The organism is Variovorax sp. Varisp36, assembly GCF_047304235.1.
In the GTDB taxonomy this organism is placed as follows: Bacteria; Pseudomonadota; Gammaproteobacteria; order Burkholderiales; family Burkholderiaceae_C; genus Variovorax.
Genome location: NZ_JBGLYU010000016.1, coordinates 1 through 21,094 on the forward strand (window position 1 = coordinate 1; position 21,094 = coordinate 21,094).

Below are 21,094 nucleotides of genomic sequence, written 5' to 3' on the forward strand. Positions count from 1 at the left end.
GCCTCCGACCCGCTCCAGCTCGACGGCGTGGGCGGCGGAAGCACCCTGAACAGCAAGGTGGCCATCGTCTCGCGTTCCTCGCGGCCGGGATGCGACATCGACTATCTCTTCGCGCAGGTGGGCGTCGGACACCGATCCGTGGATACGCGACCGAACTGCGGAAACATGCTTTCGGGCGTCGCCCCCTTCGCGATCGAGCAGGGCCTGATTCCGGCAAAAGACGGCACGACCATCGTTCGAGTCCACAACGTCAATACCGGTTCGCGCATCGACGTGACGGTGCGTACCCCTGACGGCCGCGTGACGTACGAGGGCGATGCTCGCATCGACGGCGTGGCCGGAACGGCGGCGCCGATTTTGCTCAACTTCCTGGACGCATGGGGGGCAGTCACGGGACATGTCTTCCCAACCGGCAGGCGCATCGACACGATCGACGGCATAGAGGTGACCTGCATCGACGCGGCCATGCCGTTGATGATCGTGCGCGCCCTCGATCTTGGCGTCACCGGGCGTGAGAAGCCCGCTGTGCTCGATGCGAACACCGGGTTGCTCGATCGCCTGGAGAAGCTTCGGCTCGAAGCAGGACGCAGGATGGGCCTCGGGGACGTGTCCGACAGCGTCGTTCCCAAGCCGGTGCTCGTGAGCGCGGGCGATTCAAACGACAGCGTCACCTCGCGCTACTTCACGCCGCGCAAGTGCCATGCATCGCACGCCGTGACCGGAGCCATCGGGGTCGCGAGCGCGTACGCGCTGCCGGGAACCGTAGCGAGCGGGATCGCGCGGGCGGCGGGACGACACAACCTGATCGTCCAGCACCCTGCCGGACAGATCGATATCGAAGTCGAACTGAAGGGCAGCGCAGACATGGCGACGGTGGATCGCGCCGCCCTTGTGCGGACGGCGCGCAAGATCATGCAGGGCGAGCTCCATCTTCCCGACTACGTGTTTTCTCGGCCGACACCGCCGAGGGCCGAGCCGCCCACGTTCCCGCACAGGGCTCTGACGATCATCGTCCCAACGCGCGCCGGTGGAGGCAACGACACGATGGCTCGCATCATCGCGTCGAAGCTGGGGCCGCTGCTCGGTCAGGATTTCCTGGTCGACAACCGCGCCGGAGCCAACGGAGCCATCGCCAGCGAGTACGTGGCCCAGGCGGTGCCCGACGGCCACACGCTGATGTTCGGCTATGTCGGCACTCACGCGATGAATCCCGCTCTGCAGAGGCTGGACTACGATCCGGTCGCCGACTTCGAACCCGTCGGGCTTGTCGGTTCTTCCTCGACCTTGATGGTCACTCACCCGGGCGGAGGAATACTGGACGCGCACCAGTTGGTCGCGCAGTTGAAGAAAACGCCTCGCAGCCTGAGCTACGCATCCGCCGGCGACGGGACGCCGCCGCATTTCGCTGCCGAGCTCTTTCAGCTCAGCAGCGGGACTTCGACGGCCAGCACGACCTACGAGGGTGCAGCACCTGCAATCGCGGAAGTGGTCGAAGGCCGCTCGCAGATCATGTTCCCCAGCTTGTTCACGGCGTATCCGTTCATCCGGACGGGTCAGCTGCGTGCCTTGGCTGTGGCAGGCCCGAAGCGCCTTGACGCTCTTCCTGACGTGCCGACACTCGCGGAACTGGGCATCGCGGGAGTGGATGTCGTCCAATGGTATGGGCTGTTTGCTCCGGCCGGCACGCCTCCTTCAGCCATCGAGCGCCTCAATCAAGCTCTCAACAAGGTGCTGACCGATCCGGAAGTTGTCCAACGCTTTGAAAGCCATGGAGCGCTGGCCGAACCGGGCAGATCCGACGCGCTCGCACAAAGGATGCAATCGGATCTGGCGCGCTGGCGTCGGGTCGTGAGCCAGGCCGGCATTGCGCCGAAGGAGCAGCGTCAGTTCGCCCTGGACTGACGCGTCGCCGTTACGGACAAGCGCCCGAGCTCGGCGACGAGCATCTTCAACCGTGTCGTGGCGATTCGGATCTACTGCGGCAGCTCGCCCGCCGGGCGCTCCAGCCATTTCATCGACAACTTGTCCAGTTCGCCGTTCTTCTTCGCCTCGTCGATGATGCCGTTCACCCTCAGCCGCAATGAATCCTCACCCTTGGCCACCCCGATGTAGTTCGGGCTCTCTTTCAACAGCAGCTTGTAGGTGATGCCGAGCGAGGGATTGCTGCTCATGACGGTGTTCGCGACGGATGCCCCCGTGGCGATCAATTGGGCCTGTCCGGACACGAAGGCCGCGACGGTTCTGGTGTTGTCGTCGAAGCGCCTGATATCAGCACCCGCTGGCGCAACCTTGTTGAGTTCCTGGTCTTCGACCGAGCCGCGCGTGACTGCGATCGACTTCCCCGACAGGTCGGCGAAGTTCTTGATGCTCAAGGTCTTCGCACCGAAGATGGCTTGATAGAAAGGCGAATACGCGGCGGCAAAGTCGATCTGCTTCTCGCGATCCGGATTCTTGCCCAAGGTGGCGATGACCAATGCAGCTTTTCTTTTCTGCAGATATGGAATGCGATTGGCACTGGTCACGGGTATCAGGTCGACCTCCACACCGAGCTTGGCCCCGATGTAGTTGGCCATGTCGATGTCCAGGCCATGCATCTTGAAGTCCCGGTCCATGGATCCATAAGGCGGGAAATCAGGAGGCACCCCGATTGCGATCTTCTTGTTCTTCAGGATGGTGTCCAACGCGCTTTGCGCATGGACTGCGCCGGTTGCCATGAGACCGCTGAGCGCGAGTCCCAGAACGATTTGCAATCTGCTGAATTTCATGATTCCTGAACAAAGAAGAGTAGTTGTGGGTTTGATCTCGAGCGCACGCCTGGTCGCCAAAAGGCCGTGCCATCCCCGAGCCGCATGAATCATGCCAGTGGTATACAAGGCTCATGCACCCATGTCGAAAACAAATGTGGTGCGCAAGATGCGAGCCGCCCCGATTCGGGGACCGTCGCCCCATATTGGGCAGCACCACGCCGATGCAGGGCGAATGCCCTCATGCCTTGGTGGCGTCGCGGTCCTCGGCCACGAGGGACCGCGGCCGCATGCCGATCCAGTTCGCCTCGATGAAAGCGCTGCAGGCCGCCCTGTCGGTCGCGGCCAGCGCAATCTCCCAGCCGGTGGGCACTGCAATGAAGCTCGGCCACAGCGAGTGCTGCCCTTCTTCATTGACCAGCACGAGGAAGGTGGCGTTCTTGTCGTCAAACGGATTGCTCGATGCAACAACTGCGTCAGCGGCGAGTAGGGTTTTCATCACTGCCCAAGCCGGCTCGCGATGTCAGCCGATGGTTGCAATGGCGGCGCCAGCGGCCACGTATCCACCCGCGGCGACCGAGAAAGCGATGCGCCCCGCCCGGTGCGCGAGCACCTGCATTTCCATCTTCATCGCCTCCATCACGGCGATGACGCTGCCTGCCGCGACCTCGTCGCCATCGGCCACCTTCCAGCCTTGCACCGTGCCCGATACCGGCGCGGCCACGGCGGCGGCGTCTGCCACTGCCGGTTCTGCCGTTGCGATGCCCGCACCGCCAGCAGCCGCAGACGACAAACCACTCAACAGCACGGCCGGCAAGCCCAGCGACATCCGCCGCCCATCCACTTCGATCGCCGTGCGCAACAGCGCCGTGCCGGGCATCGGGTCAGGTCGCATCGCAGCGGCCTCGCCATTCGCGAAGTCGGTCTCGATCCAGCGCGTGTGCACCTTGAACGCATCGCCCGACACGAAGTCGGGGTGCGCCATCACGGCGCGGTGGAACGGCAGCACCGTGGGCAGGCCCTCGATGCGGAACTCCTTGAGCGCACGGCGCGCCCGCGCGACGGCCTGCTCGCGCGTGGCGCCGGTGACGATGAGCTTGGCCATCAGCGAATCGAAGGTGCCCGGCACCTGCGAGCCGGCATCGACGCCCGCGTCGACGCGCACGCCGGGGCCCGAAGGCGCATCAAAGACCTTGACCGGCCCCGGCGAAGGCATGAAGCCGCGCCCCACGTCTTCGGCGTTGATGCGGAACTCGAAGGCATGGCCGCGCGGCACCGGTGTCTGCTTGATCGACAGCGGCAGGCCTTCGGCAATGCGCAGCTGCTCGATCACGAGGTCGATGCCCGTGGTTTCCTCGGTCACCGGATGCTCGACCTGCAGCCGCGTGTTCACCTCGAGGAAGGAGATCGCGCCGCTCGCGCTCAGCATGAACTCGACCGTGCCTGCGCCCGTGTAGCCGGCCTCCGCGCAGATGTCGCGCGCCGACTGGTGGATGCGTTCGCGCTGCGCGTCACTCAGGAAGGGCGCGGGCGCCTCTTCGACCAGCTTCTGGTTGCGCCGCTGCAGCGAGCAGTCGCGCGTGCCGAGCACCACCACGTTGCCGTGCGTGTCGGCCAGCACCTGCGCCTCGACGTGGCGCGGGCGGTCGAGGAACTGCTCGACATAGCACTCGCCGCGGCCGAACGCCGTCACCGCCTCGCGCACCGCCGATTCGTAGAGGCCTTCCACCTCGTCGAGCCGCCACGCCACCTTGATGCCGCGGCCGCCACCGCCGAACGCGGCCTTGATCGCGACCGGCAGGCCGTGCTTCTCGGCGAAGGCGAGCACCTCGCCAGCGTTCTTCACCGGATCGGCCGTGCCCGCGACCAGCGGCGCGCCGACCTTCATCGCGAGCTTGCGGGCCTGCACCTTGTCGCCCAGCATCGCGATGGCGGCCGGCGACGGGCCGATCCAGGTCAGGCCCGCGTCGATGACCGCCTGCGCGAAGGCCGCGCTCTCCGAAAGAAAGCCGTAGCCCGGATGCACCGCGTCGGCGCCGCTGCGCGCGGCCACGTCGAGCAGCTTCGGGATGTTGAGGTAGGTGTCGGAGGGCTTGTTGCCGTCGAGCCCGTAGGCCTCGTCGGCCATGCGCGCGTGCAGCGCATTCAGGTCGGCGTCGGCATACACGGCGACGGACTTCACGCCGTGGTCTGCGCAGGCGCGCGCGATGCGCACGGCGATTTCGCCTCGGTTGGCGATCAGGACTTTCTTCATCGGAAGGCTTTCACTGGAGCAATGGGCTTGAAGCGGACGCGCGCATTCACGGGGATCTGCCCCGCGCGGTCCAGGTGATGGGTGGCGACGGAGGCGATCACGGGATAGCCGCCGGTCAGCGGATGGTCGGCCAGGAACAGCACGGGCTGGCCGCTGGGCGGCACCTGGATCGAGCCGCGCGCCGTGCCCTCGCTGGGCAGCTCGGCGTGATTGGCGCGCGCCAGCGGCACCTCGCCCGCGAGCCGGATGCCGACGCGGTTCGATTGCGGCGTGACCGCCCATGACTGGCTGCACAGCAGCTCGACCGCGTCGGGCGTGAACCAGTCGGTGCGCGGGCCGAACACGATGTCGAGCACGACTTCTTCCTGCACGGTGGGCAGGTCCGCCGGCGGCGTTTCGGGCGCACCGACCACGGCGCCGGTGGCCACCGTGCGCACGGGCAGCACGTCGCCCGTGGCAATGGCTGGCGGGCCGACGCGGGCCAGCGTGTCGGTCGAGAGACTGCCGAGCACGGGCGAGATGTCGAAGCCGCCGCGCACGGCGATGTAGCTGCGGATGCCGGCCTGCGGCTCGCCCAGCGCCAGCACGTCGCCATCGGCCAGCGCGATGGGCTGGTAGCGCGGCAGCGGCCACTTCGCGCCATCGGCGCGGGTCAGCGTGACGGGGCCGTCCGCGCCGGTGATGGCGACCACCGCGTCGCCACGGCATGCAAGCTGGAAGCCGCCATAGGCGATCTCCACGCAGGCCATGTCCGATGCGTTGCCGACCAGCCGGTTGGCCGCCTGCAGCGAGCGCTGGTCCATCGCGCCGGAGGCCGACACGCCCTGACCGGCCTGGCCGTGCCGGCCGCCATCCTGCAGCAGCGCCTGCAGCCCCGCAGCGCGAATCTCGAAGGCGCAGCCGCCTTCCACAGCAGCGGGTTGCGAAGGCGCGGACGCCGCGGCCACAGGCACAGCCTGCGGCAATCCGGTGACATCCACGAAGCGCACCGTGTCGCCGGGCTGCAGCAGCGCCGGCGTCTCGCGCGCCAGGTCCCACATCGGCGCATCGGTGATGCCGATGATCTGCCAGCCGCCGGGGCTGGCCTGCGGGTAGACGCCGCTGAAGCTGCCCGCAAGGCCGACCGCGCCCGCCGGAATGCGCGTGCGCGGCACCGTGCGGCGCGGCACGTTCAGGCTCGGGTGCCCGCCTGAAAGATAAGCAAAGCCCGGCGCGAAGCCGGTGAAGGCGACGGTGTAGTCGCTGCCGGTGTGGCGGCGAACCACCTCCTCGGGCGAGATGCCCAGCAGGCTCGCCACCTCGGCCAGGTCTTCGCCGTCGTAGCGCACGGGAATCTCGATGCGCTTGTCGATGCGCGTCTCGCGCGCGTCGAGGCTGCGCCCGCCGACCTGCCGCACGAGTTCATCGGCCGCAATCGCAGCCGGGCGGAAAGTGATCAGCAGCGTGCGCGCGGCAGGAACCAATTCTTCGATGCCCGCGACGGGTTCGGCGCGCAACGAGGCCAGCAGCGCGAGGGTCTGCGGCAGGTCGTCGAGTTCGACCAGCACCGCATTCAGGTTGACCGGCAGGAAGCGCATCGTCATGCGGCTGAATCCACGAAGGAGCGGATCGTCACGCCTGCCTGTTCGAGCCGCGCGCGCACCTGGCGCGCCATCTCGACCGCGCCCGGGCTGTCGCCGTGCACGCAGACCGACTCGGCCTCGATGCGCACCGTGCTGCCGTCGATGGCCGTGAACACGCCGTCGGTGGCCAGCCGCAGCATGCGCTCGGCCACTTCGTCGGCATCGTGCAGCACCGCACCGGGTTCACGGCGCGACACCAGCGTGCCCTGCGGCGTGTAGGCGCGGTCGGCAAAGGCTTCGGCCACGGCGCGCAGGCCTTCGCCGCGCGCCCAGCCCAGCAGCGGCGAGCCCGCCAGCGCCACCAGGCACAGGCCGGGATCGATCTCGCGGATGGCAGCGATCACGTCGCGCGCCTGGCGCTCGTCGTGGGCGATGGTGTTGTAGAGCGCGCCATGCGGCTTCACATAGCGCACCGTGGTGCCGGCAGCGGCGGCAAGGCCTTTCAGTGCGCCGATCTGGTAGATGACGTCGGCGCGCAGGTCGGCGCTCTCGACGTCCATATTGCGGCGCCCGAACCCCACGAGGTCGCGGTAGGCCACGTGGGCGCCGACGGCAACGCCGCGCTCCTTCGCCTGGCGCAGCGTGCGCAAAATGCCGGCCGGGTCGCCCGCATGGAAGCCGCAGGCCACATTGGCGCTGCTCACGAGGGAAAGCATGGCGGCGTCGTCGCCCATGCGCCATACGCCCAGGCTCTCGCCGAGGTCGCTGTTCAAGTCGATGTTCATCGTTAGTCCCAGGGTCATCAATGCAGGCGGCCGGCGGTCTCGCGCACGTCGTCGCGCACGGTGAGCGCGGTGCGTATCGCCACGTGGAAGGCTTCGACCTGCGTCGCCAGCGCCATGCTGGCCACGCCCGGCCTGGAGGCCGCCTGCTCGGGCAGGTAGGGCACGTGCACGAATCCGCCGCGCGTGTGCGCGAGCGCCGGGCTCGTCGCGATGCGGTGCATCAGCGCATAGAAGATGTGGTTGCACACGAAGGTGCCGGCGCTGTTCGACACCGCCGCAGGCAACCCCGCCGCGCGCATGTCGCGCACCATGGCCTTGATGGGCAGCGTCGAGAAGTAGGCCGCCGGACCTCCCGCGACCACGTCGGTGTCGATGGGCTGGTAGCCGGCGTTGTCGGGGATGCGCGCGTCGTCGACGTTCAGCGCAGCGCGCTCCAGCGAGATCTCGGTGCGCCCGCCTGCCGCGCCGATGCACAGCACCAGCCGTGGCGCCGGCCCCACCAGCGCCTCGTCGAGCGTGTCGATGGCGCGGCCGAACACGCAGGGCAACTGCACCGCCTGCACCACGGTGCCTTCGCAGGTCCAGCCGTCGAGCGATCGCGCGATTTCCCACGCCGGGTTGACGGGATCGTTTTCGAAAGGCTCGAAGCCCGCGACCAGCACCCGGGGTGCCTTGTCATCGGTGGTCATGCAGGCGCCTCAGCGGAACATCAGGAAGTACATCAGGAAGATGTTGACCACCAGCAGCGCGGCCGCGGTCGGTATCTGCACCTTGATCACCGCGTTCTTGTCGGGCAGCTCCAGCAGCGCCGCCGGCACGATGTTGAAGTTGGCTGCCATCGGCGTCATCAGCGTCCCGCAGTAGCCCGAGAACATGCCGATGGCAGCCATCACCGCCGGGTCGCCGTGGTACACGCCCACCAGCACCGGCACGCCGACACCGCCCGTCATCACCGGGAAGGCCGCGAAGCCGTTGCCCATGATGATGGTGAACAGCGCCATGCCCAGCACGTACACCGCAACGGCGACAAAGCGGACGTCCATGTTGATGTAGCTCGTGGTGATGTACGCCACGGCCTTGCCCACGCCCGCGTCGGAGAACACCAGGCCCAGCATGCCCAGCATCTGCGGCAGCACCACGGCCCAGCCCAGCGCGTCGGTCAGGCGGCGCGACTCGCGCATGCCCTGCACCGGCGTCTCGCGCGTCAGCCAGCAGGCCAGCGCCAGCGCCACCACGCAGCCCACGCCAAGGCTCACCAGCGTGGTGTTCTTGGGGTCGAGCAGGAAGGCGTCGCCGATCTTCACCTTGCTCATCAGCACGGTGCCGATCACCGTGACCAGCGGAATCGCCAGCGCCGGCATGAAGAGCTTGTTGCCCAGGCGCTTGGCGCTGGTTTCGTACTCGGCCGGCGTGGGCTCCTTGTGTTTGCCCGCGCCGACGCCGCGCAGGCCGGCAATGACGGCCATGCCGATGGCGCCCGCGCCGACCCATGCGGGCGGCAGCTTGTCGCCGACCAGGAAGACCAGCGAATAGAGCCCCCAGAACAGCGCGCTGGTGTAGCGCTTGGGGTGCTGGCGGTCGGCCAGCGTCATGACCGCCGTGATCGCGAGGATCAGGCCGACCAGGATGTACAGGTGCTGGATCGAGAGAATCATGATCAGCGGCCTTCCTGCGTGGCCGGAACGGCGGGCGCATCGGACGCCGGTGCACCACCCAGTTCACGTGCCAACGACTGGTCGAGCCGGCGCAGGCGCCAGGCGTGGATGATGAAGGCGGCAATCGCGGTCGGAATGCCCCACAGCGCGATGTGCAGCGGCTCGACGTCGATGCCGGCCTCGTGCAGGAAGGTGCTCATCAGCACGATGGCGCCGAAGGCCACGAAGATGTCTTCGCCGAAGAACAGGCCCACGTTGTCGGTGGCCGCCGCATAGGCGCGCAGCTTGTGGCGGATGCGGTCGGGCAGCTTGCCGTAGCGGGTTTCGGTGGCGCCTTCGGCCATGGGCGCGAGCAGCGGTCGAACCATCTGCGGGTGGCCGCCCAGGCTGGTCAGGCCAACTGCCGCCGTGAGTTCGCGCGCCGCGAGGTAGACGATCAGCAGGCGCCCGGCGGTGGCCGACTTGATGCGGCTGATCCAGTTCTGCGCGTGCTGGCGCAGGCCGTGCCGCTCGAGCAGCCCGATCACCGCCAGCGGCAGAAGAATGATCAGCGGCAGGTTGCGGGTCTTGATGAACCCGGTGCCGATGGCCGTGAGGATCGCCATCGGGCCGAAGCCCGCGGCGATCGCCGTGGCGATGGCCGTGACGATCACCACCAGCATCGGGTTGAAGCGCAGGATGAAGCCCGCAATGATCACGGCGACGCCGATCAGCGGCCACAGATGAGGGATGTCAGAAGTCATGTTGGTCTTTCGTTTCTGGATTCGGAGACACCTTGCGCGGGGGCGCCGGCAAGCCGCTTCATGCAAACTGCGTGCCAATGAATGAGCAATTCAAATCATCTGAACCACTCATTTCTCATAAATTGTTGAACAATTTATGTGAGTGTGCCCAACAACAGTGCTTGACTGACCCCATGAAAACCCTGAGCGTGTCAGCACTTGGTGCATCGGGCAGCGGCCGCGCGGGTGCCGTCCGACGGGGAAAACCTGCTACAAACGCCCGGACTCCCCGCTCCTCTCACCCCTTCCCGGCATGACTCCACTGGCCTCCCCGACTTCACCCGCTTCGCCAGCCGTCGGCGCGCAGACGCTCAACGACCGGGTGGCGGAACTCATCCGCCAGAAGATCGTGAAGGGCGAGTTCTCGCCGGGGCAGCGGCTGTCGGAGGCCGCGCTGGCCGACAGCTTCGAGATTTCGCGCAACACCCTGCGCGAGGTGTTCCGCACGCTGACCAAGGAAGGGCTGCTCAAGCACGCGCCGAACCGCGGCGTGTTCGTGGCTGTGCCGAGCATCGCGTCGATCATCGACATCTACCGGGTGCGCCGCCTCATCGAATGCCAGGCGCTGGCGCAGGCCTACCCGCGCCACCCGGCCAAGAAGCACATGCGCGACGCGGTCGAGATGGCGCTGAAGTGCCGCGACGCAGGCGACTGGCTGGGCGTGGGCACGGCCAACATGGAGTTCCACATGGCGATCGTGGAACTGGCCGACAGCGAGCGGCTGAACAACCTGTTCGCGCACATCCTCGTCGAGCTGCGGCTGGCCTTCGGCCTGCTCAAGGACCCGGAGTTCCTGCACGCGCCCTACGTGGACATGAACACGAAGCTGCTCGAACTCATCGAGGCCGGCAAGTTCGCCGAGGGCGCGGCGGCTCTCAACGACTACCTCATCCACTCCGAGCGCATCGTGCTGGCAGTCTACGCGCGGCGGATGCCCGAGGGTGGCGTCGACAGCTAGAGCCTGCAGATAATGGCGAGCCCACCTCCATCGACGGACACGCCATGACCCTGTCTGCCTACCTGCTCTTCCTGCCGGCCTGCTTCGCCATCAACATGGCTTTCGGCCCCAACAACCTGCTGTCGGTGACCAATGGTGCCAGGCACGGCGTGTCGCCGGCGGTGATCGCGGCCAGCGGCCGGCTCGCGGCCTTCGCGATCATGATCGCCATCGCGGGGCTGGGCATGGGCGCGGTGCTGGTGGCGTCGGAACTGGCCTTCGACGTCATCAAGTACATCGGCGCGGCGTATCTCGTATGGATCGGCATCCGCCTGCTGCGCGCACCGGCGCCCACGGCCGAGGTGCAGGCGCGCGACGCATCCGCGCCGCCCTCCATGCGCGCGCTGGCGCGGCAGGAGTTCACCGTGGCGGCGGGCAATCCGAAGGCCATCCTGGTGTTCACTGCCTTCTTCCCGCAGTTCGTGGTGCCCGGTGCCTACGCTTCCAGCTATCTGCTGCTGGGCGCGACCTTCCTGGTGTTCGAGCTGGTCGCTATCGCGCTCTACGCGATGCTCGGTGCGCGCATGCGCCGGCTGGCCGACGGCAGCCGCGCGATGCGCTGGTTCAACCGGGTGAGCGGCAGCATGATGGTCGGCTTCGGGCTCATCCTGGCCTTCACGCGTCGTCCCGCAGCCTGAAGCGCCTCAGGCTTTCAGATACTCGGCCTTGGTGCCGAGCCAGCGGTCGATGTGGCGCTGTGCCAGTTCGGGATGCTTCTGCAGCATCACCGGTGCCAGTTCGCGCGCCCAGTCGAGCAGCAGCGTATCGGTCGTCAGGTCGGCAAAACGCAGCAGCGGTGCGCCCGACTGCCGCGCGCCCAGGAACTCGCCGGGACCACGGATCTCCAGGTCGCGCCGCGCGATCTCGAAGCCGTCGCCGGTCTCGGCCATTGCCTTGAGCCGCGCGCGCGCCGCTTCGCCGACACGGCCGCTGTCGCCCGGCGCATAGAGCAGCACGCAGGCCGAGGCTGCCGCGCCGCGTCCCACGCGGCCGCGCAGCTGGTGCAGCTGCGAGAGGCCGAAGCGCTCGGCGTGCTCGATCACCATCAGCGAGGCGTTGGGCACGTCGACGCCCACTTCGATCACGGTCGTGCTCACCAGCACCTGGATCTCGTTGGCGGTGAACGCCGCCATCACCGCCTGCTTCTCGGCCGTGGGCATGCGCGAATGCAGCAGGCCGACCTGGATGGGCTCGCCGAGCGTGTCGGCCAGCTCGTCGCGCGTTTCGGTCGCGTTGCGCAGGTCGACCGCCTCGCTCTCCTCGATCAGCGGGCACACCCAGTACACCTGCCGGCCCTGCGCGATCTGCGCGTGGATGCGGTCGATGACCTCGTCGCGCCGATGGTCGGCCACCAGCTTGGTGACGATGGGCGTGCGGCCCGGCGGCAGCTCGTCGAGCGTGGAGACGTCGAGGTCGGCGTAGTAGCTCATCGCGAGCGTGCGCGGGATCGGCGTGGCGCTCATCATCAGCAGATGCGGCTCCAGGTGCCCGACGGCCTTGCCGCGCAAGGCCAGGCGCTGCGCCACGCCGAAGCGATGCTGCTCGTCGATGATGGCCAGCGCAAGATTCTTGAAGCGAACCTTCTCGGAAATGACCGCGTGCGTGCCGATGACCAACGCGGCCTGGCCGCTCTCCACCGCCGCCGACATCTCGTCGCGCTCCTTCTTCCTCTGGCTGCCCGTGAGCCACGCCACGCGCAGGCCGCGCGCAGCGAGCAGCGGATCGAGCCAGCCGACCAGCTTGCCGAAGTGCTGGGCCGCGAGGATCTCGGTGGGCGCCATCAGCGCGCACTGGAAACCCGCGTCGATGCAGCGCGCCGCCGCCAGCGCCGCCACCACGGTCTTGCCCGAGCCCACGTCGCCCTGCAGCAGGCGGTGCATCGGGATCTGGCGGTGCAGGTCGGCCGTGATCTCCTCGCCCACGCGCTGCTGCGCACCGGTCAGGCCGAAGGGCAGCACCGCGAGCAGCTGCGCATGCAGCGAAGTGGCGACCGGCTCGGTCGGCGCAGGCAGCACCGGCGCACGCTGGGCCGCGCGCTCCAGCCGGGCCTGCAGTTGCGACAGCTGCTGCGCCAGCAGTTCCTCAGCCTTGATGCGCTGCCATGCCGGGTGGCTGTGGTCTTCGAGCGCGGCAATCGACACGTCGGGCGTCGGGTAGTGCAGGAAGCTCAGTGCGCTGCGCAGATCCCACGCGCCGCGCAGACCGATCTGCACCGGAATGGTCTCGTCGAGCACCGCGCGCGCCAGGCCCGAACGCACCTCGCGCCGCAGCACCGGCTGCGCGAGCCCGGCCACGGTGGAGTAGACCGGCGTGAGCGCATTCGGCAATGCGGTGCCGGCCGCCTTCACGGTCGGATGCATCATCTGCCGCCCCACGAAGCCGCCGCGAACCTCGCCGCGCACCCGCACCCGCGCGCCGACCGCCAGTTGCTTCTGCTGCGAGGGATAGAAGTTGAAGAAGCGCAGCTGGCAGGTGTCGCTGCCGTCGTCGATGGTCGCCAGCAGTTGGCGGCGCGGGCGGTACACCACCTCGCATTCGGTGATCACGCCTTCGACCTGCGCCATGTCGCCGTCGCGCGTGTCGGCCAGGCGCACGATGCGCGTCTCGTCCTCGTAGCGCATCGGCAGGTAGAGCGCGAAGTCGATGTCGCGCACGAGGCCCAGCTTGCGCAAGGCGCGCTGCACCTGGCTCAGGCCGCTGCCGGGCGGGCCTGCGGGCACCGGCGCGGCGGCACTCGCGGAAGCTGCAGGGGACGGGGCTTTCTTGGGAGGCACGGACGGGCTTCTAGCGCGGGCGGCAAAGGTCCGCCAAGGCGCTGCGGGCATCGGGGAACATGAACTGGAAGCCGGTGCGCAGCAACTGCGCGGGCACCACGCGCTGGCCTTCGAGCAGCAGGTCGGCCTGCTCGCCGAGCAGCAGCCTGACGGGCGCCGCAGGAGTCGGCATCCAGCAGGGGCGGTGCAGCACGCTGGCGGCGACGCGGGTGAATTCTTCCTGGCTCAGCGCACCGGGCGCGGTGAAGTTGAAAGCCTGCGCCGTCGCGGGGGCCGCGGCCCGTTCGGCCACGCTCCACACATGCGCCATCGCGCGGACCAGGTCATGCACATGCACCCACGACAGCCATTGCCGCCCGCTGCCCAGCCGCCCGCCCATGCCGAGCCGGACCGGCATCAGCAACTGCGGCAGCGAGCCCTGGTGGCCGAGCACGAAGCCGAAACGCATGCAGGCCACGTGCACACCGTGCGCGACAGCGGCGCGTGCCGCCTGCTCCCAGCGCTGGCACAGCTGCGACATGAAGATCTCTTGCGGCGGCGCATCTTCGGCGAGTTCGGCGGCGTGGCCCTGCGGCTGGACGCCGTAGTAGCCGATGGCGGAGCCCGAGAGCAGCAGCCACGGCTTGCGTGGCCGCGTGGCGATCCATGCCACCAGCTGCTGCGTCAGCCCTTCGCGGCTCCTGAGCAGCTGCTGGCGTCGCCGTTCGCTCCAGCGCATGCCCAGGATGCGCGCGCCCGCGAGGTTGACGACCACGTCGACATCGTCGGCCGCCGGGACCTGGTGGAGCGATTGCACGCAGCGCACCGCGCCGCCGAAGTCCCAGGCGGCCGAGCGCGCATTGCGCGTCCAGACCGTCACCGCATGGCCGTCGGCCAACAGGTGGCGCACGAGGATCTTGCCGATGAAGCCGGTACCGCCCGTGACCAGCACATGCTGCGGCTTGGTGCCGAAGCGCACCGGCTCCAGGGCATCGCGCGCCTGCGCCTGCTTGTGCTGCCCGAACAGCGCGCGCGCCGCGAAGCCATCGCGCAGGCCCGAGAGACCCACGCCCACGCCGCACAACGCCAGGAACGCGCTGAGCCAGCCGTGCGGCTGCCACACCATCGCGGTCGGCTGCGCGGCCCAGCCGACCGCGCTCATCGCCAGCAGCGCGATGAACGCGCCGGCGTTGATGGCCAGCACCGTGTGCGTGACCCGTTCGGTGGGCGGCAGCAGGCGGCTGCCGTCCTCGACCACGAAGTCCCACAGCGTGAGCACGATCTCGACGCCGAACACCGCGAGCAGCACCCACGCCCACGCGCCGTGCCAGGCCCACGCCGACAGCCCGAGGAACAGCGCGCAGTAGATGGACGAGCGCGTCGCGTGGATCGCCAGCTCGCGCGCCGCCGCGCCGCGCCGCGGCAGCGCCTCTGTGCCCTCGTGGTGGTAGAGCGTGTCGAAGGCGCCCAGCACGCCCTGGGCCGCCATGAGCTGCAGGGCCAGCAGGTGCGTGTCGAGCGTCATGCGGCCACCGCCTGCGGCTCGGCCACTTCCTCGAACACGCCGACCTGCGTGAAGGTGGTGCCCATCAGCCAGTGACGGATCTCGATGCGGATGTTGAAGCGCTCGGGCGTCTCGTTGTGGTGCCAGAGAAAAGTCTTGCCCGGCGTGAAGAGGCCCGGCAGCGGAATGCGCCAGCCGAACACGTCCCAGAAATAGCCGTCGCTCCGGAAATGCAGGCTGCCGTTCTCCACGCTCAGCACCAGCTTCATGCCCAGGCCCATGCCGACGTACTCCAGCACCTCGCCGCGCTCGCTCTCGCGCATGAAGCTGGTGAACTGGATCGGCTTGCGCCCGTGCAGGCGGTAGATGCGCTGCTTGTAGATGGCGGGGTCGCCGGGCTTGGCGTAGACCTGGATCTCCACCGGGAAGTGGCTGTCGCTGTAGGGGATCAGCGCGCCCTGGATCATCGGCTGCGTGAGGTGCCCCAGCAGCTTGCCGAAGCGCGAGCAGCGCAACTCGCTGAGCGCGCCCAGGTAATGCAGCGCCTTGCCGGGCGAGGGGTTCTTGTCGAAGCGCCGGCGGATGTCGGGGTGCAGTCCCATCCAGGCGCCGCCCAGGATCTTCTTGAAGAGCTCGCCTTCGGAAGGAGGAGCAGGGGCTGGCGGGACGCGCGCGACGTAGGAATCGACCATGCGTCGATTCTGCCTCGGCAACCCCCTGACGGGCCCGTGATTCCAGCCCATGGGACAATCGCCCGCTTCCTGCATCCTTCTCTTCCCATGCCTCCTTGGCACGGGCCCGTCCGGCCCTCAAGCACCATGCGCGCCTTCACGCTTTCCGATTTCGATTTCGCCTTGCCGCCCGAGCTGGTGGCGCAACACCCGGCCACCGAACGCACCGCCTCCCGCCTGCTCGACGGCACGGGGCCCGCGCCAGTCGACCGCATCTTCAAACACCTGCCTTCGCTGCTGCGCGCGGGCGACCTGCTCGTCTTCAACGACACGCGCGTGGTCAAGGCGCGCCTGTTCGGCGAGAAGCCGACCGGCGGCAAGCTCGAGCTGCTGGTCGAGCGCGTGCTGCAGGGCCACGAAGTGGTCGCCCACATGAAGGTCAGCAAGAAGCCGCCCGTGGGCACCACGCTCGAGATGGTCGGCGGCTTTCGCGCCACGCTGCTGGGCCGCTGGCCGGACGAAGACGGCGCGCTGTTCCGCTTCGGCTTCGAGAGCGACGCGGGCGAAGACCCGTACGCGCTGATGGCCCGCTGCGGCCACGTGCCGCTGCCGCCCTACATCACGCACACCGATTCGGCCGACGACGAGAGCCGCTACCAGACCGTGTTCGCACGCGTGCCCGGCGCGGTGGCCGCGCCCACCGCCGCGCTGCATTTCGACGAGGCACTGCTGGCCGAACTCGATGCGCACGGCGTGCAGCGCGCCAGCGTCACGCTGCACGTGGGCGCCGGCACCTTCCAGCCGGTGAAGACCGAGAACATCGCCGAACACACGATGCACGCCGAGCGTTATGAGGTGCCCGAGGCCACGCAGCGCGCGATTGCCGAATGCAAGGCACGCGGCGGCCGTGTCGTTGCGGTCGGCACGACCACGGTGCGCACGCTCGAATCGTGGGCCAAGAGCGGCGAAGCCACGGGCGACACGCGCATCTTCATCACGCCGGGCTTCGTGTTCGAACACGTCGACTTGCTGGTGACGAACTTCCACTTGCCGAAGAGCACGCTGATGATGCTGGTCTCGGCCTTCGCGGGCTACGAGCACGTGATGGCGCTGTATGCCCATGCCATCGCCAACGGCTACCGCTTCTTCAGCTATGGCGACGCCATGCTGCTCGCGCGACAAACGGACTGAACGACATGCTGAACTTCGAACTCCTCAAGACCGACCCCGACAGCCACGCGCGCCGCGCCACGCTCACGCTCAACCACGGCAAGGTGCAGACGCCGATCTTCATGCCCGTGGGCACCTACGGCACCGTCAAGGGCGTGATGCCGCGCAGCCTCGAGGAGATGGGCGCGCAGATCATCCTGGGCAACACCTTCCACCTGTGGATGCGCCCCGGCCTGGACGTGATGGCGAACTTCGGCGGGCTGCACCAGTTCGAGAAGTGGGACAAGCCCATCCTCACCGACTCGGGCGGCTTCCAGGTGTGGTCGCTGGGCGCGATGCGCAAGATCAGCGAGGAAGGCGTGAAGTTCGCCTCGCCCGTCAACGGCGACAAGCTGTTCCTCACGCCCGAGGTCTCGATGCAGATCCAGACCATCCTGAACAGCGACATCGTGATGCAGTTCGACGAGTGCACGCCCTATGACACCAAGGGCCATATCACGACGGAGGCCGAGGCGCGCATCTCGATGGAGCTGAGCCTGCGCTGGGCCAGGCGCTGCCAGAGCGAATTCGCACGGCTGGAGAACCCGAACGCGCTGTTCGGCATCGTGCAGGGCGGCATGTTCGAGAACCTGCGCGAGGAGTCGCTCGCCGCGCTGGTCGACATGGACTTCCCGGGCTACGCCATCGGCGGCGTGAGCGTGGGCGAGCCCAAGGAAGAGATGCTGCACATCATGGGCCACACGCCGCACCGGCTGCCCGCGAACAAGCCGCGCTACCTGATGGGCGTGGGCACGCCCGAGGACCTGGTGCAGGGCGTGGCCGATGGCGTGGACATGTTCGACTGCGTGATGCCCACGCGCAATGCGCGCAATGGCACGCTGTTCACGCGCTTCGGCGACCTGAAGATGCGCAACGCGCGCCACAAGAGCGATCCGCAGCCCATCGACCCCAGCTGCACCTGCCATGCGTGCGCCGGCACCTCGGGCGTTTCGTGGAACGACGGCGGACGCGAGGGCTTCAGCCGCGCCTACCTGCATCACCTCGACCGTTGCGGCGAAATGCTCGGACCGATGCTCACGACCATCCACAACCTGCACTATTACCTGAACCTTATGCGCGAGATCCGCGCGTCGCTCGACGCGGGCTCGTTCACCGAGTTCCGCGCGCGCTTCAAGTCGGAGCGGGCACGAGGAGTCTGAGGCTTCTTCTTACTTCGGGGCCTGGATGGGCAGCGGGGTGGCGTAGGGCTCGATACGCAGCGCCTCGTTCTTGAAGACCACGATCTGCCTGAGCGGCGCCTGCACCAGCGCGCCGCCCGAGTCCTTGTGCGAGGCGTACTGCCACAGCGTGAGCTGGCCCTTGGCGGCCAGCTGCGCGGCCAGCCGCTCCACGGCGGGGCCGGAGCCCGCGCCGAGCAGCGCCGCGTCGGCGCCCACGATCACCTCGTCGCGCGGCGAGACCACCTTGAAGAGCTGCACGGGCGCCGGCGCCTGTGCGCGCACGGAACGCACCGCCAGGGCGGCGGGAAGAAGCGCGAGCGCCAGGACGGCGCGGCGGGGAAAGGTGTTCGTCATGGGGCAGGAGCGTAGCCACGCCCGTCGGCGCTGCCCATTCGCCGGAAGCCATACGCCGACCGGCAACCCCGGGCTCGCCGGGGGCCCGCTCATCCGCTACGCTTGCCTTCCGTTTCCACTGCTGTTGCCGCATTCCCATGACCAACGCATCTTCTCCCTACACCGCCCGCTATCCGTCGCTGGCCGGGCGCACCGTGTTCATTTCCGGCGGCGCCAGCGGCATCGGCGAATCGCTGGTGCGGGCCTTTAACGCACAGGGCGCGAGGGTCGGCTTCTGCGATCTCGACACCGCCGCCGGCAACGCGCTCGCGGCGCAGCTGCAAGGCGAGCACCCTGCGCTGTTCCAGGCCTGCGACGTGACCGACACGGCCGCGCTCGGCGCCACCATCGACGCGGTGCGCCAACGCTTCGGCCCGATCGCCGTGCTGCTGAACAACGCAGCCAACGACCGCCGCCACGAGATGGCCGACGTGACCAGCGAGGACTTCGACCGCCTCGTGGCCGTCAACTTCAAGCACCAGTTCTTTGCCGCGCAGGCAGTGGCGGACGACATGCGTGCGCTGGGCGGCGGATCGATCATCAACTTCGGCTCGATCAGCTGGATGATCAAGGGCCGGGGCTATCCGGTGTACCAGGCCTGCAAGGCGGCGGCGCGCGGCCTCACGCGCTCGCTGGCGCGCGACCTGGGCAAGCAGAACATCCGCGTGAATTCGATCGTGCCGGGCTGGGTGATGACCGAGCGGCAGATCAAGCTGTGGGTGAAGCCCGAATCGGGCGCGGAGATCGATGCGGCCCAGTGCCTGCCGGGCCGCGTGATGGCGGAAGACATCGCGGCAATGGCGCTGTTCCTCGCGGCCGACGATTCGCGCATGTGCACCGCACAGGACTACGTGGTGGATGCGGGCTGGACCTGAAACAGGCTCGCCCCCAGGCTACGCGCACTTCGTGTCGCTTCGCCAACCCCCTACCGGGGGCAACACCTGCGGCCCGGCGAAGCCGGTTCCGCGGTGTTTCTGGAAAAAGAAAATTCCCGGGTACCGATCTTCTTAGTCGCGCAGTTCGGCTGGCAGCGTGCCGCCATTGGCGGCGATGCGGCTCATCACCTGCTTGTGCAGGCCGATGTTCCATTCGGCCGAACCCGGCTCGCCATCGCTGTAGAGAATTTCGCTGGCCAGTTCTTTGCGCGCGGCGAGGCTGCTGTCCAGGCCCAGCAACTTGAGCAGGTCGACGATCGAGGTGCGCCAGTTCAGGCCGGCGGCACCAGGCATCGCGTCCAGGACGGCGGGCACATCGCCCAGCGGGATCGCAGGCGGCGGTGCGGCCGCGGCCGGCGCGCCCGGTGCAGCCGCCGGCGGTGCGGCGACGACTTCAGCGGCGTTGGCCGACGGAAAAATCTTGGAAAAAATCTTGCCGAAAATGCTCATGGGTGTACTCCGTCAATGTGAATGGGAAAACCCGCGGCACGGCGTTGCGTGCCGCAGCCCTGGGGTTGTAGCACGCCCGTGCGGCGGTTCCGCTACGTGGCCGGCAGAACCGGGGCACCCGGCGTGACCGATTGCGCAGTGCCGGTCACAGGTGTGTGCGGCGACTGCGTCTGCGCGCCCGCCGAGGTTCCGCAGGCATGGCAGAACTTGGAGAACGCGCTCTTGCGCGTCTCGCACTGGCCGCAGTGGTCGAACAGGCCGATGCCGCAGTGCGGGCAGAAGTCGATCTCGTTGTTCTTCAGGTCGACCGGCCGTTCGCAGCCGGGGCATACGCTCTTGCCCAGGCGCGCCAGGGCGACGTCGTAGCTCAGCTCCTCGCGGCGCACCTGGTCGGGCTGTTGCTCGGCGAGTTTCTGGCGCGCCAGGTAGCGGTTGAGCGCGATGATCGCGTAGCGACCCACCAGCACGGTGAGCAGGATGCCCACCACGTAGCGCACATAGCCGCCGTAGCTCGGCAGGTAGGGCACCAGCTCGACGAAGAAGGCGAACAGCGCGAAGAAGATGAAGCCCCACACGAACGGCCACCAGGTGCTCTTGCGCTTCTTCACGAAGAGCCAGCCGGCCACGACGAGCAGCGGCAGCGTGAGCGCCAGCCGGTAGGCGAATACGCGCAGTTCGATGCGGCGGTACTCGGCGTCGAGCTTGAGCTGCGCGTCGCGCTCCAGCACCGACAGCGCTTCGGAGGCGCGCTGCTCGGCCTGGCGCGCGTCGAGCGCGATCTTCTGCTGCGCGTTGACCTTGCGCTGCAGCTCCTCCTCCTTCTGCTTGAAGGCGTCGAGCGCCTTGGTGCGCGCGATGAGCTCGGTGTCCTGATCGGGCTGCGCGGTGGCGCGCCGCGTGGAGATCCAGTTGCCGAAGGTCTCGCGCGCATTGGCGCTGGCCTGCTGCGCGGCGTTGAGCTGCAGGCGGATCTGGTCGAGGTCGCGCGCGGCCTGCAGCTCGGCGGCTTCCGAGGCCTTGACGGTGGCGCGCAGCGGCTCGGCCGCCGGCTTGTCGATGAAGTCGTCGATGCCGCGCACGCGCTCGACCTGGGGCAGGTCGCTCACGACGGTGCTGCCGAGCCCGATGAGGAAGCTCGCGAACACCAGCGCCACCAGCCAGAGGCCGCGGCGGAACCATTTTTCGGAAAGGCGCAAGGATTTGCTCATGTTGTTTTCTC

Annotated in this window: 20 protein-coding genes; 6 read left to right on the forward strand and 14 right to left on the reverse strand. The window is 68.2% G+C overall.

The window, feature by feature from the left end; all coding sequences use genetic code 11:
• The coding region (locus ACCD11_RS11955; RefSeq protein ID WP_413314008.1) for a 4-oxalomesaconate tautomerase at positions 1-1,902 on the forward strand (1,902 nt) is incomplete at its 5' end.
• Positions 1,903-1,973: 71 nt separating this feature from the next.
• Here ACCD11_RS11955 and ACCD11_RS11960 read toward each other — a convergent pair.
• The 8 genes from ACCD11_RS11960 to ACCD11_RS11995 form a co-directional block, all read right to left on the reverse strand.
• Positions 1,974-2,765, reverse strand: coding sequence for a transporter substrate-binding domain-containing protein (locus tag ACCD11_RS11960; RefSeq protein ID WP_413314009.1), 792 nt, complete (start codon positions 2,763-2,765; stop codon positions 1,974-1,976).
• A gap of 220 nt (positions 2,766-2,985) precedes the next feature.
• Positions 2,986-3,243, reverse strand: coding sequence for an MbtH family protein (locus tag ACCD11_RS11965; RefSeq protein WP_413314010.1), 258 nt, complete (start codon positions 3,241-3,243; stop codon positions 2,986-2,988).
• A 24-nt stretch (positions 3,244-3,267) separates the two neighbouring features.
• The gene (locus ACCD11_RS11970) at positions 3,268-4,998 is read right to left on the reverse strand and encodes an acetyl/propionyl/methylcrotonyl-CoA carboxylase subunit alpha (protein WP_413314011.1); all 1,731 of its coding nucleotides are present in this window, start codon (positions 4,996-4,998) and stop codon (positions 3,268-3,270) included.
• Positions 4,995-6,575 carry a 5-oxoprolinase/urea amidolyase family protein gene (locus tag ACCD11_RS11975; protein WP_413314077.1) on the reverse strand — a complete coding sequence of 527 codons (1,581 nt, stop codon included), beginning with the start codon at positions 6,573-6,575 and terminating at the stop codon, positions 4,995-4,997. Before ACCD11_RS11975 ends, ACCD11_RS11970 begins: the two co-directional genes overlap by 4 nt.
• A gap of 2 nt (positions 6,576-6,577) precedes the next feature.
• The gene (locus ACCD11_RS11980) at positions 6,578-7,345 is read right to left on the reverse strand and encodes a LamB/YcsF family protein (protein ID WP_413314012.1); all 768 of its coding nucleotides are present in this window, start codon (positions 7,343-7,345) and stop codon (positions 6,578-6,580) included.
• 17 nt (positions 7,346-7,362) lie between these two features.
• Entirely contained in the window at positions 7,363-8,034 is a 672-nt protein-coding gene (gene pcp, locus ACCD11_RS11985; RefSeq protein WP_413314013.1) for a pyroglutamyl-peptidase I, read from the reverse strand.
• A 9-nt stretch (positions 8,035-8,043) separates the two neighbouring features.
• Positions 8,044-9,000 (reverse strand): DUF979 domain-containing protein, encoded by a 957-nt coding sequence (locus tag ACCD11_RS11990; RefSeq protein ID WP_413314014.1) that lies wholly within the window; start codon positions 8,998-9,000, stop codon positions 8,044-8,046.
• Positions 9,001-9,002: 2 nt separating this feature from the next.
• Positions 9,003-9,743, reverse strand: a complete 741-nt coding sequence (locus ACCD11_RS11995; RefSeq protein ID WP_413314015.1) for a DUF969 domain-containing protein — start codon at positions 9,741-9,743, stop codon at positions 9,003-9,005.
• A gap of 292 nt (positions 9,744-10,035) precedes the next feature.
• Here ACCD11_RS11995 and ACCD11_RS12000 point away from each other — a divergent pair, with 292 nt between their 5' ends.
• Positions 10,036-10,740 carry a GntR family transcriptional regulator gene (locus ACCD11_RS12000; protein ID WP_413314016.1) on the forward strand — a complete coding sequence of 235 codons (705 nt, stop codon included), beginning with the start codon at positions 10,036-10,038 and terminating at the stop codon, positions 10,738-10,740.
• A gap of 44 nt (positions 10,741-10,784) precedes the next feature.
• Positions 10,785-11,417, forward strand: coding sequence for a LysE family translocator (locus tag ACCD11_RS12005; protein WP_413314017.1), 633 nt, complete (start codon positions 10,785-10,787; stop codon positions 11,415-11,417).
• Positions 11,418-11,423: 6 nt separating this feature from the next.
• On the opposite strand, the gene recG is transcribed toward ACCD11_RS12005, so the two are convergent.
• From recG to ACCD11_RS12020, 3 genes are read right to left on the reverse strand one after another with little or no spacing between them, the layout of a single operon-like run.
• The gene (gene recG, locus ACCD11_RS12010; protein WP_413314018.1) at positions 11,424-13,604 is read right to left on the reverse strand and encodes an ATP-dependent DNA helicase RecG; all 2,181 of its coding nucleotides are present in this window, start codon (positions 13,602-13,604) and stop codon (positions 11,424-11,426) included.
• A complete protein-coding gene (locus ACCD11_RS12015; protein ID WP_413314019.1) occupies positions 13,564-15,057 on the reverse strand; it encodes a TIGR01777 family oxidoreductase in 1,494 nt (497 codons plus the stop codon). Before ACCD11_RS12015 ends, recG begins: the two co-directional genes overlap by 41 nt.
• Positions 15,054-15,728: a DUF4166 domain-containing protein gene (locus ACCD11_RS12020; protein ID WP_413314020.1), complete on the reverse strand. Its 675-nt coding sequence runs from the start codon at positions 15,726-15,728 to the stop codon at positions 15,054-15,056. The genes ACCD11_RS12015 and ACCD11_RS12020 overlap by 4 nt, the downstream gene beginning before the upstream one ends.
• 126 nt (positions 15,729-15,854) lie before the next feature.
• Between ACCD11_RS12020 and queA the strand changes: the two genes are divergently transcribed.
• Positions 15,855-16,898: a tRNA preQ1(34) S-adenosylmethionine ribosyltransferase-isomerase QueA gene (gene queA / locus ACCD11_RS12025; RefSeq protein WP_009124763.1), complete on the forward strand. Its 1,044-nt coding sequence runs from the start codon at positions 15,855-15,857 to the stop codon at positions 16,896-16,898.
• A 5-nt stretch (positions 16,899-16,903) separates the two neighbouring features.
• The gene (gene tgt, locus ACCD11_RS12030) at positions 16,904-18,076 is read left to right on the forward strand and encodes a tRNA guanosine(34) transglycosylase Tgt (protein ID WP_009124762.1); all 1,173 of its coding nucleotides are present in this window, start codon (positions 16,904-16,906) and stop codon (positions 18,074-18,076) included.
• A 9-nt stretch (positions 18,077-18,085) separates the two neighbouring features.
• Here tgt and ACCD11_RS12035 read toward each other — a convergent pair whose 3' ends face one another.
• Positions 18,086-18,451, reverse strand: coding sequence for a hypothetical protein (locus ACCD11_RS12035; RefSeq protein WP_413314022.1), 366 nt, complete (start codon positions 18,449-18,451; stop codon positions 18,086-18,088).
• Positions 18,452-18,588: 137 nt separating this feature from the next.
• On the opposite strand from ACCD11_RS12035, the gene ACCD11_RS12040 reads away from it, so the two are divergent.
• Entirely contained in the window at positions 18,589-19,365 is a 777-nt protein-coding gene (locus tag ACCD11_RS12040) for an SDR family NAD(P)-dependent oxidoreductase (protein ID WP_413314023.1), read from the forward strand.
• Between the two features lie 132 nt (positions 19,366-19,497).
• Here ACCD11_RS12040 and ACCD11_RS12045 read toward each other — a convergent pair whose 3' ends face one another.
• Together ACCD11_RS12045 and ACCD11_RS12050 are read right to left on the reverse strand one after the other, a co-directional pair.
• Entirely contained in the window at positions 19,498-19,875 is a 378-nt protein-coding gene (locus ACCD11_RS12045) for a DUF3597 domain-containing protein (protein ID WP_009124759.1), read from the reverse strand.
• A gap of 92 nt (positions 19,876-19,967) precedes the next feature.
• On the reverse strand, positions 19,968-21,083 hold the full coding sequence (locus ACCD11_RS12050; protein WP_009124758.1) for a K+ transporter: 1,116 nt from the start codon (positions 21,081-21,083) through the stop codon (positions 19,968-19,970).
• Between the last annotated feature and the right edge of the window lie 11 nt (positions 21,084-21,094).

Coding starts and splice junctions, on each gene's coding strand:
- ACCD11_RS11960 (WP_413314009.1), bottom strand. CDS start 2,765: ATGAAATTCAGCAGATTGCAAATCGTTCTGGGACTCGCGCTCAGCGGT.
- ACCD11_RS11965 (WP_413314010.1), bottom strand. CDS start 3,243: ATGAAAACCCTACTCGCCGCTGACGCAGTTGTTGCATCGAGCAATCCG.
- ACCD11_RS11970 (WP_413314011.1), bottom strand. CDS start 4,998: ATGAAGAAAGTCCTGATCGCCAACCGAGGCGAAATCGCCGTGCGCATC.
- ACCD11_RS11975 (WP_413314077.1), bottom strand. CDS start 6,575: ATGCGCTTCCTGCCGGTCAACCTGAATGCGGTGCTGGTCGAACTCGAC.
- ACCD11_RS11980 (WP_413314012.1), bottom strand. CDS start 7,345: ATGAACATCGACTTGAACAGCGACCTCGGCGAGAGCCTGGGCGTATGG.
- pcp (WP_413314013.1), bottom strand. CDS start 8,034: ATGACCACCGATGACAAGGCACCCCGGGTGCTGGTCGCGGGCTTCGAG.
- ACCD11_RS11990 (WP_413314014.1), bottom strand. CDS start 9,000: ATGATTCTCTCGATCCAGCACCTGTACATCCTGGTCGGCCTGATCCTC.
- ACCD11_RS11995 (WP_413314015.1), bottom strand. CDS start 9,743: ATGACTTCTGACATCCCTCATCTGTGGCCGCTGATCGGCGTCGCCGTG.
- ACCD11_RS12000 (WP_413314016.1), top strand. CDS start 10,036: ATGACTCCACTGGCCTCCCCGACTTCACCCGCTTCGCCAGCCGTCGGC.
- ACCD11_RS12005 (WP_413314017.1), top strand. CDS start 10,785: ATGACCCTGTCTGCCTACCTGCTCTTCCTGCCGGCCTGCTTCGCCATC.
- recG (WP_413314018.1), bottom strand. CDS start 13,604: ATGCCCGCAGCGCCTTGGCGGACCTTTGCCGCCCGCGCTAGAAGCCCG.
- ACCD11_RS12015 (WP_413314019.1), bottom strand. CDS start 15,057: ATGACGCTCGACACGCACCTGCTGGCCCTGCAGCTCATGGCGGCCCAG.
- ACCD11_RS12020 (WP_413314020.1), bottom strand. CDS start 15,728: ATGGTCGATTCCTACGTCGCGCGCGTCCCGCCAGCCCCTGCTCCTCCT.
- queA (WP_009124763.1), top strand. CDS start 15,855: ATGCGCGCCTTCACGCTTTCCGATTTCGATTTCGCCTTGCCGCCCGAG.
- tgt (WP_009124762.1), top strand. CDS start 16,904: ATGCTGAACTTCGAACTCCTCAAGACCGACCCCGACAGCCACGCGCGC.
- ACCD11_RS12035 (WP_413314022.1), bottom strand. CDS start 18,451: ATGACGAACACCTTTCCCCGCCGCGCCGTCCTGGCGCTCGCGCTTCTT.
- ACCD11_RS12040 (WP_413314023.1), top strand. CDS start 18,589: ATGACCAACGCATCTTCTCCCTACACCGCCCGCTATCCGTCGCTGGCC.
- ACCD11_RS12045 (WP_009124759.1), bottom strand. CDS start 19,875: ATGAGCATTTTCGGCAAGATTTTTTCCAAGATTTTTCCGTCGGCCAAC.
- ACCD11_RS12050 (WP_009124758.1), bottom strand. CDS start 21,083: ATGAGCAAATCCTTGCGCCTTTCCGAAAAATGGTTCCGCCGCGGCCTC.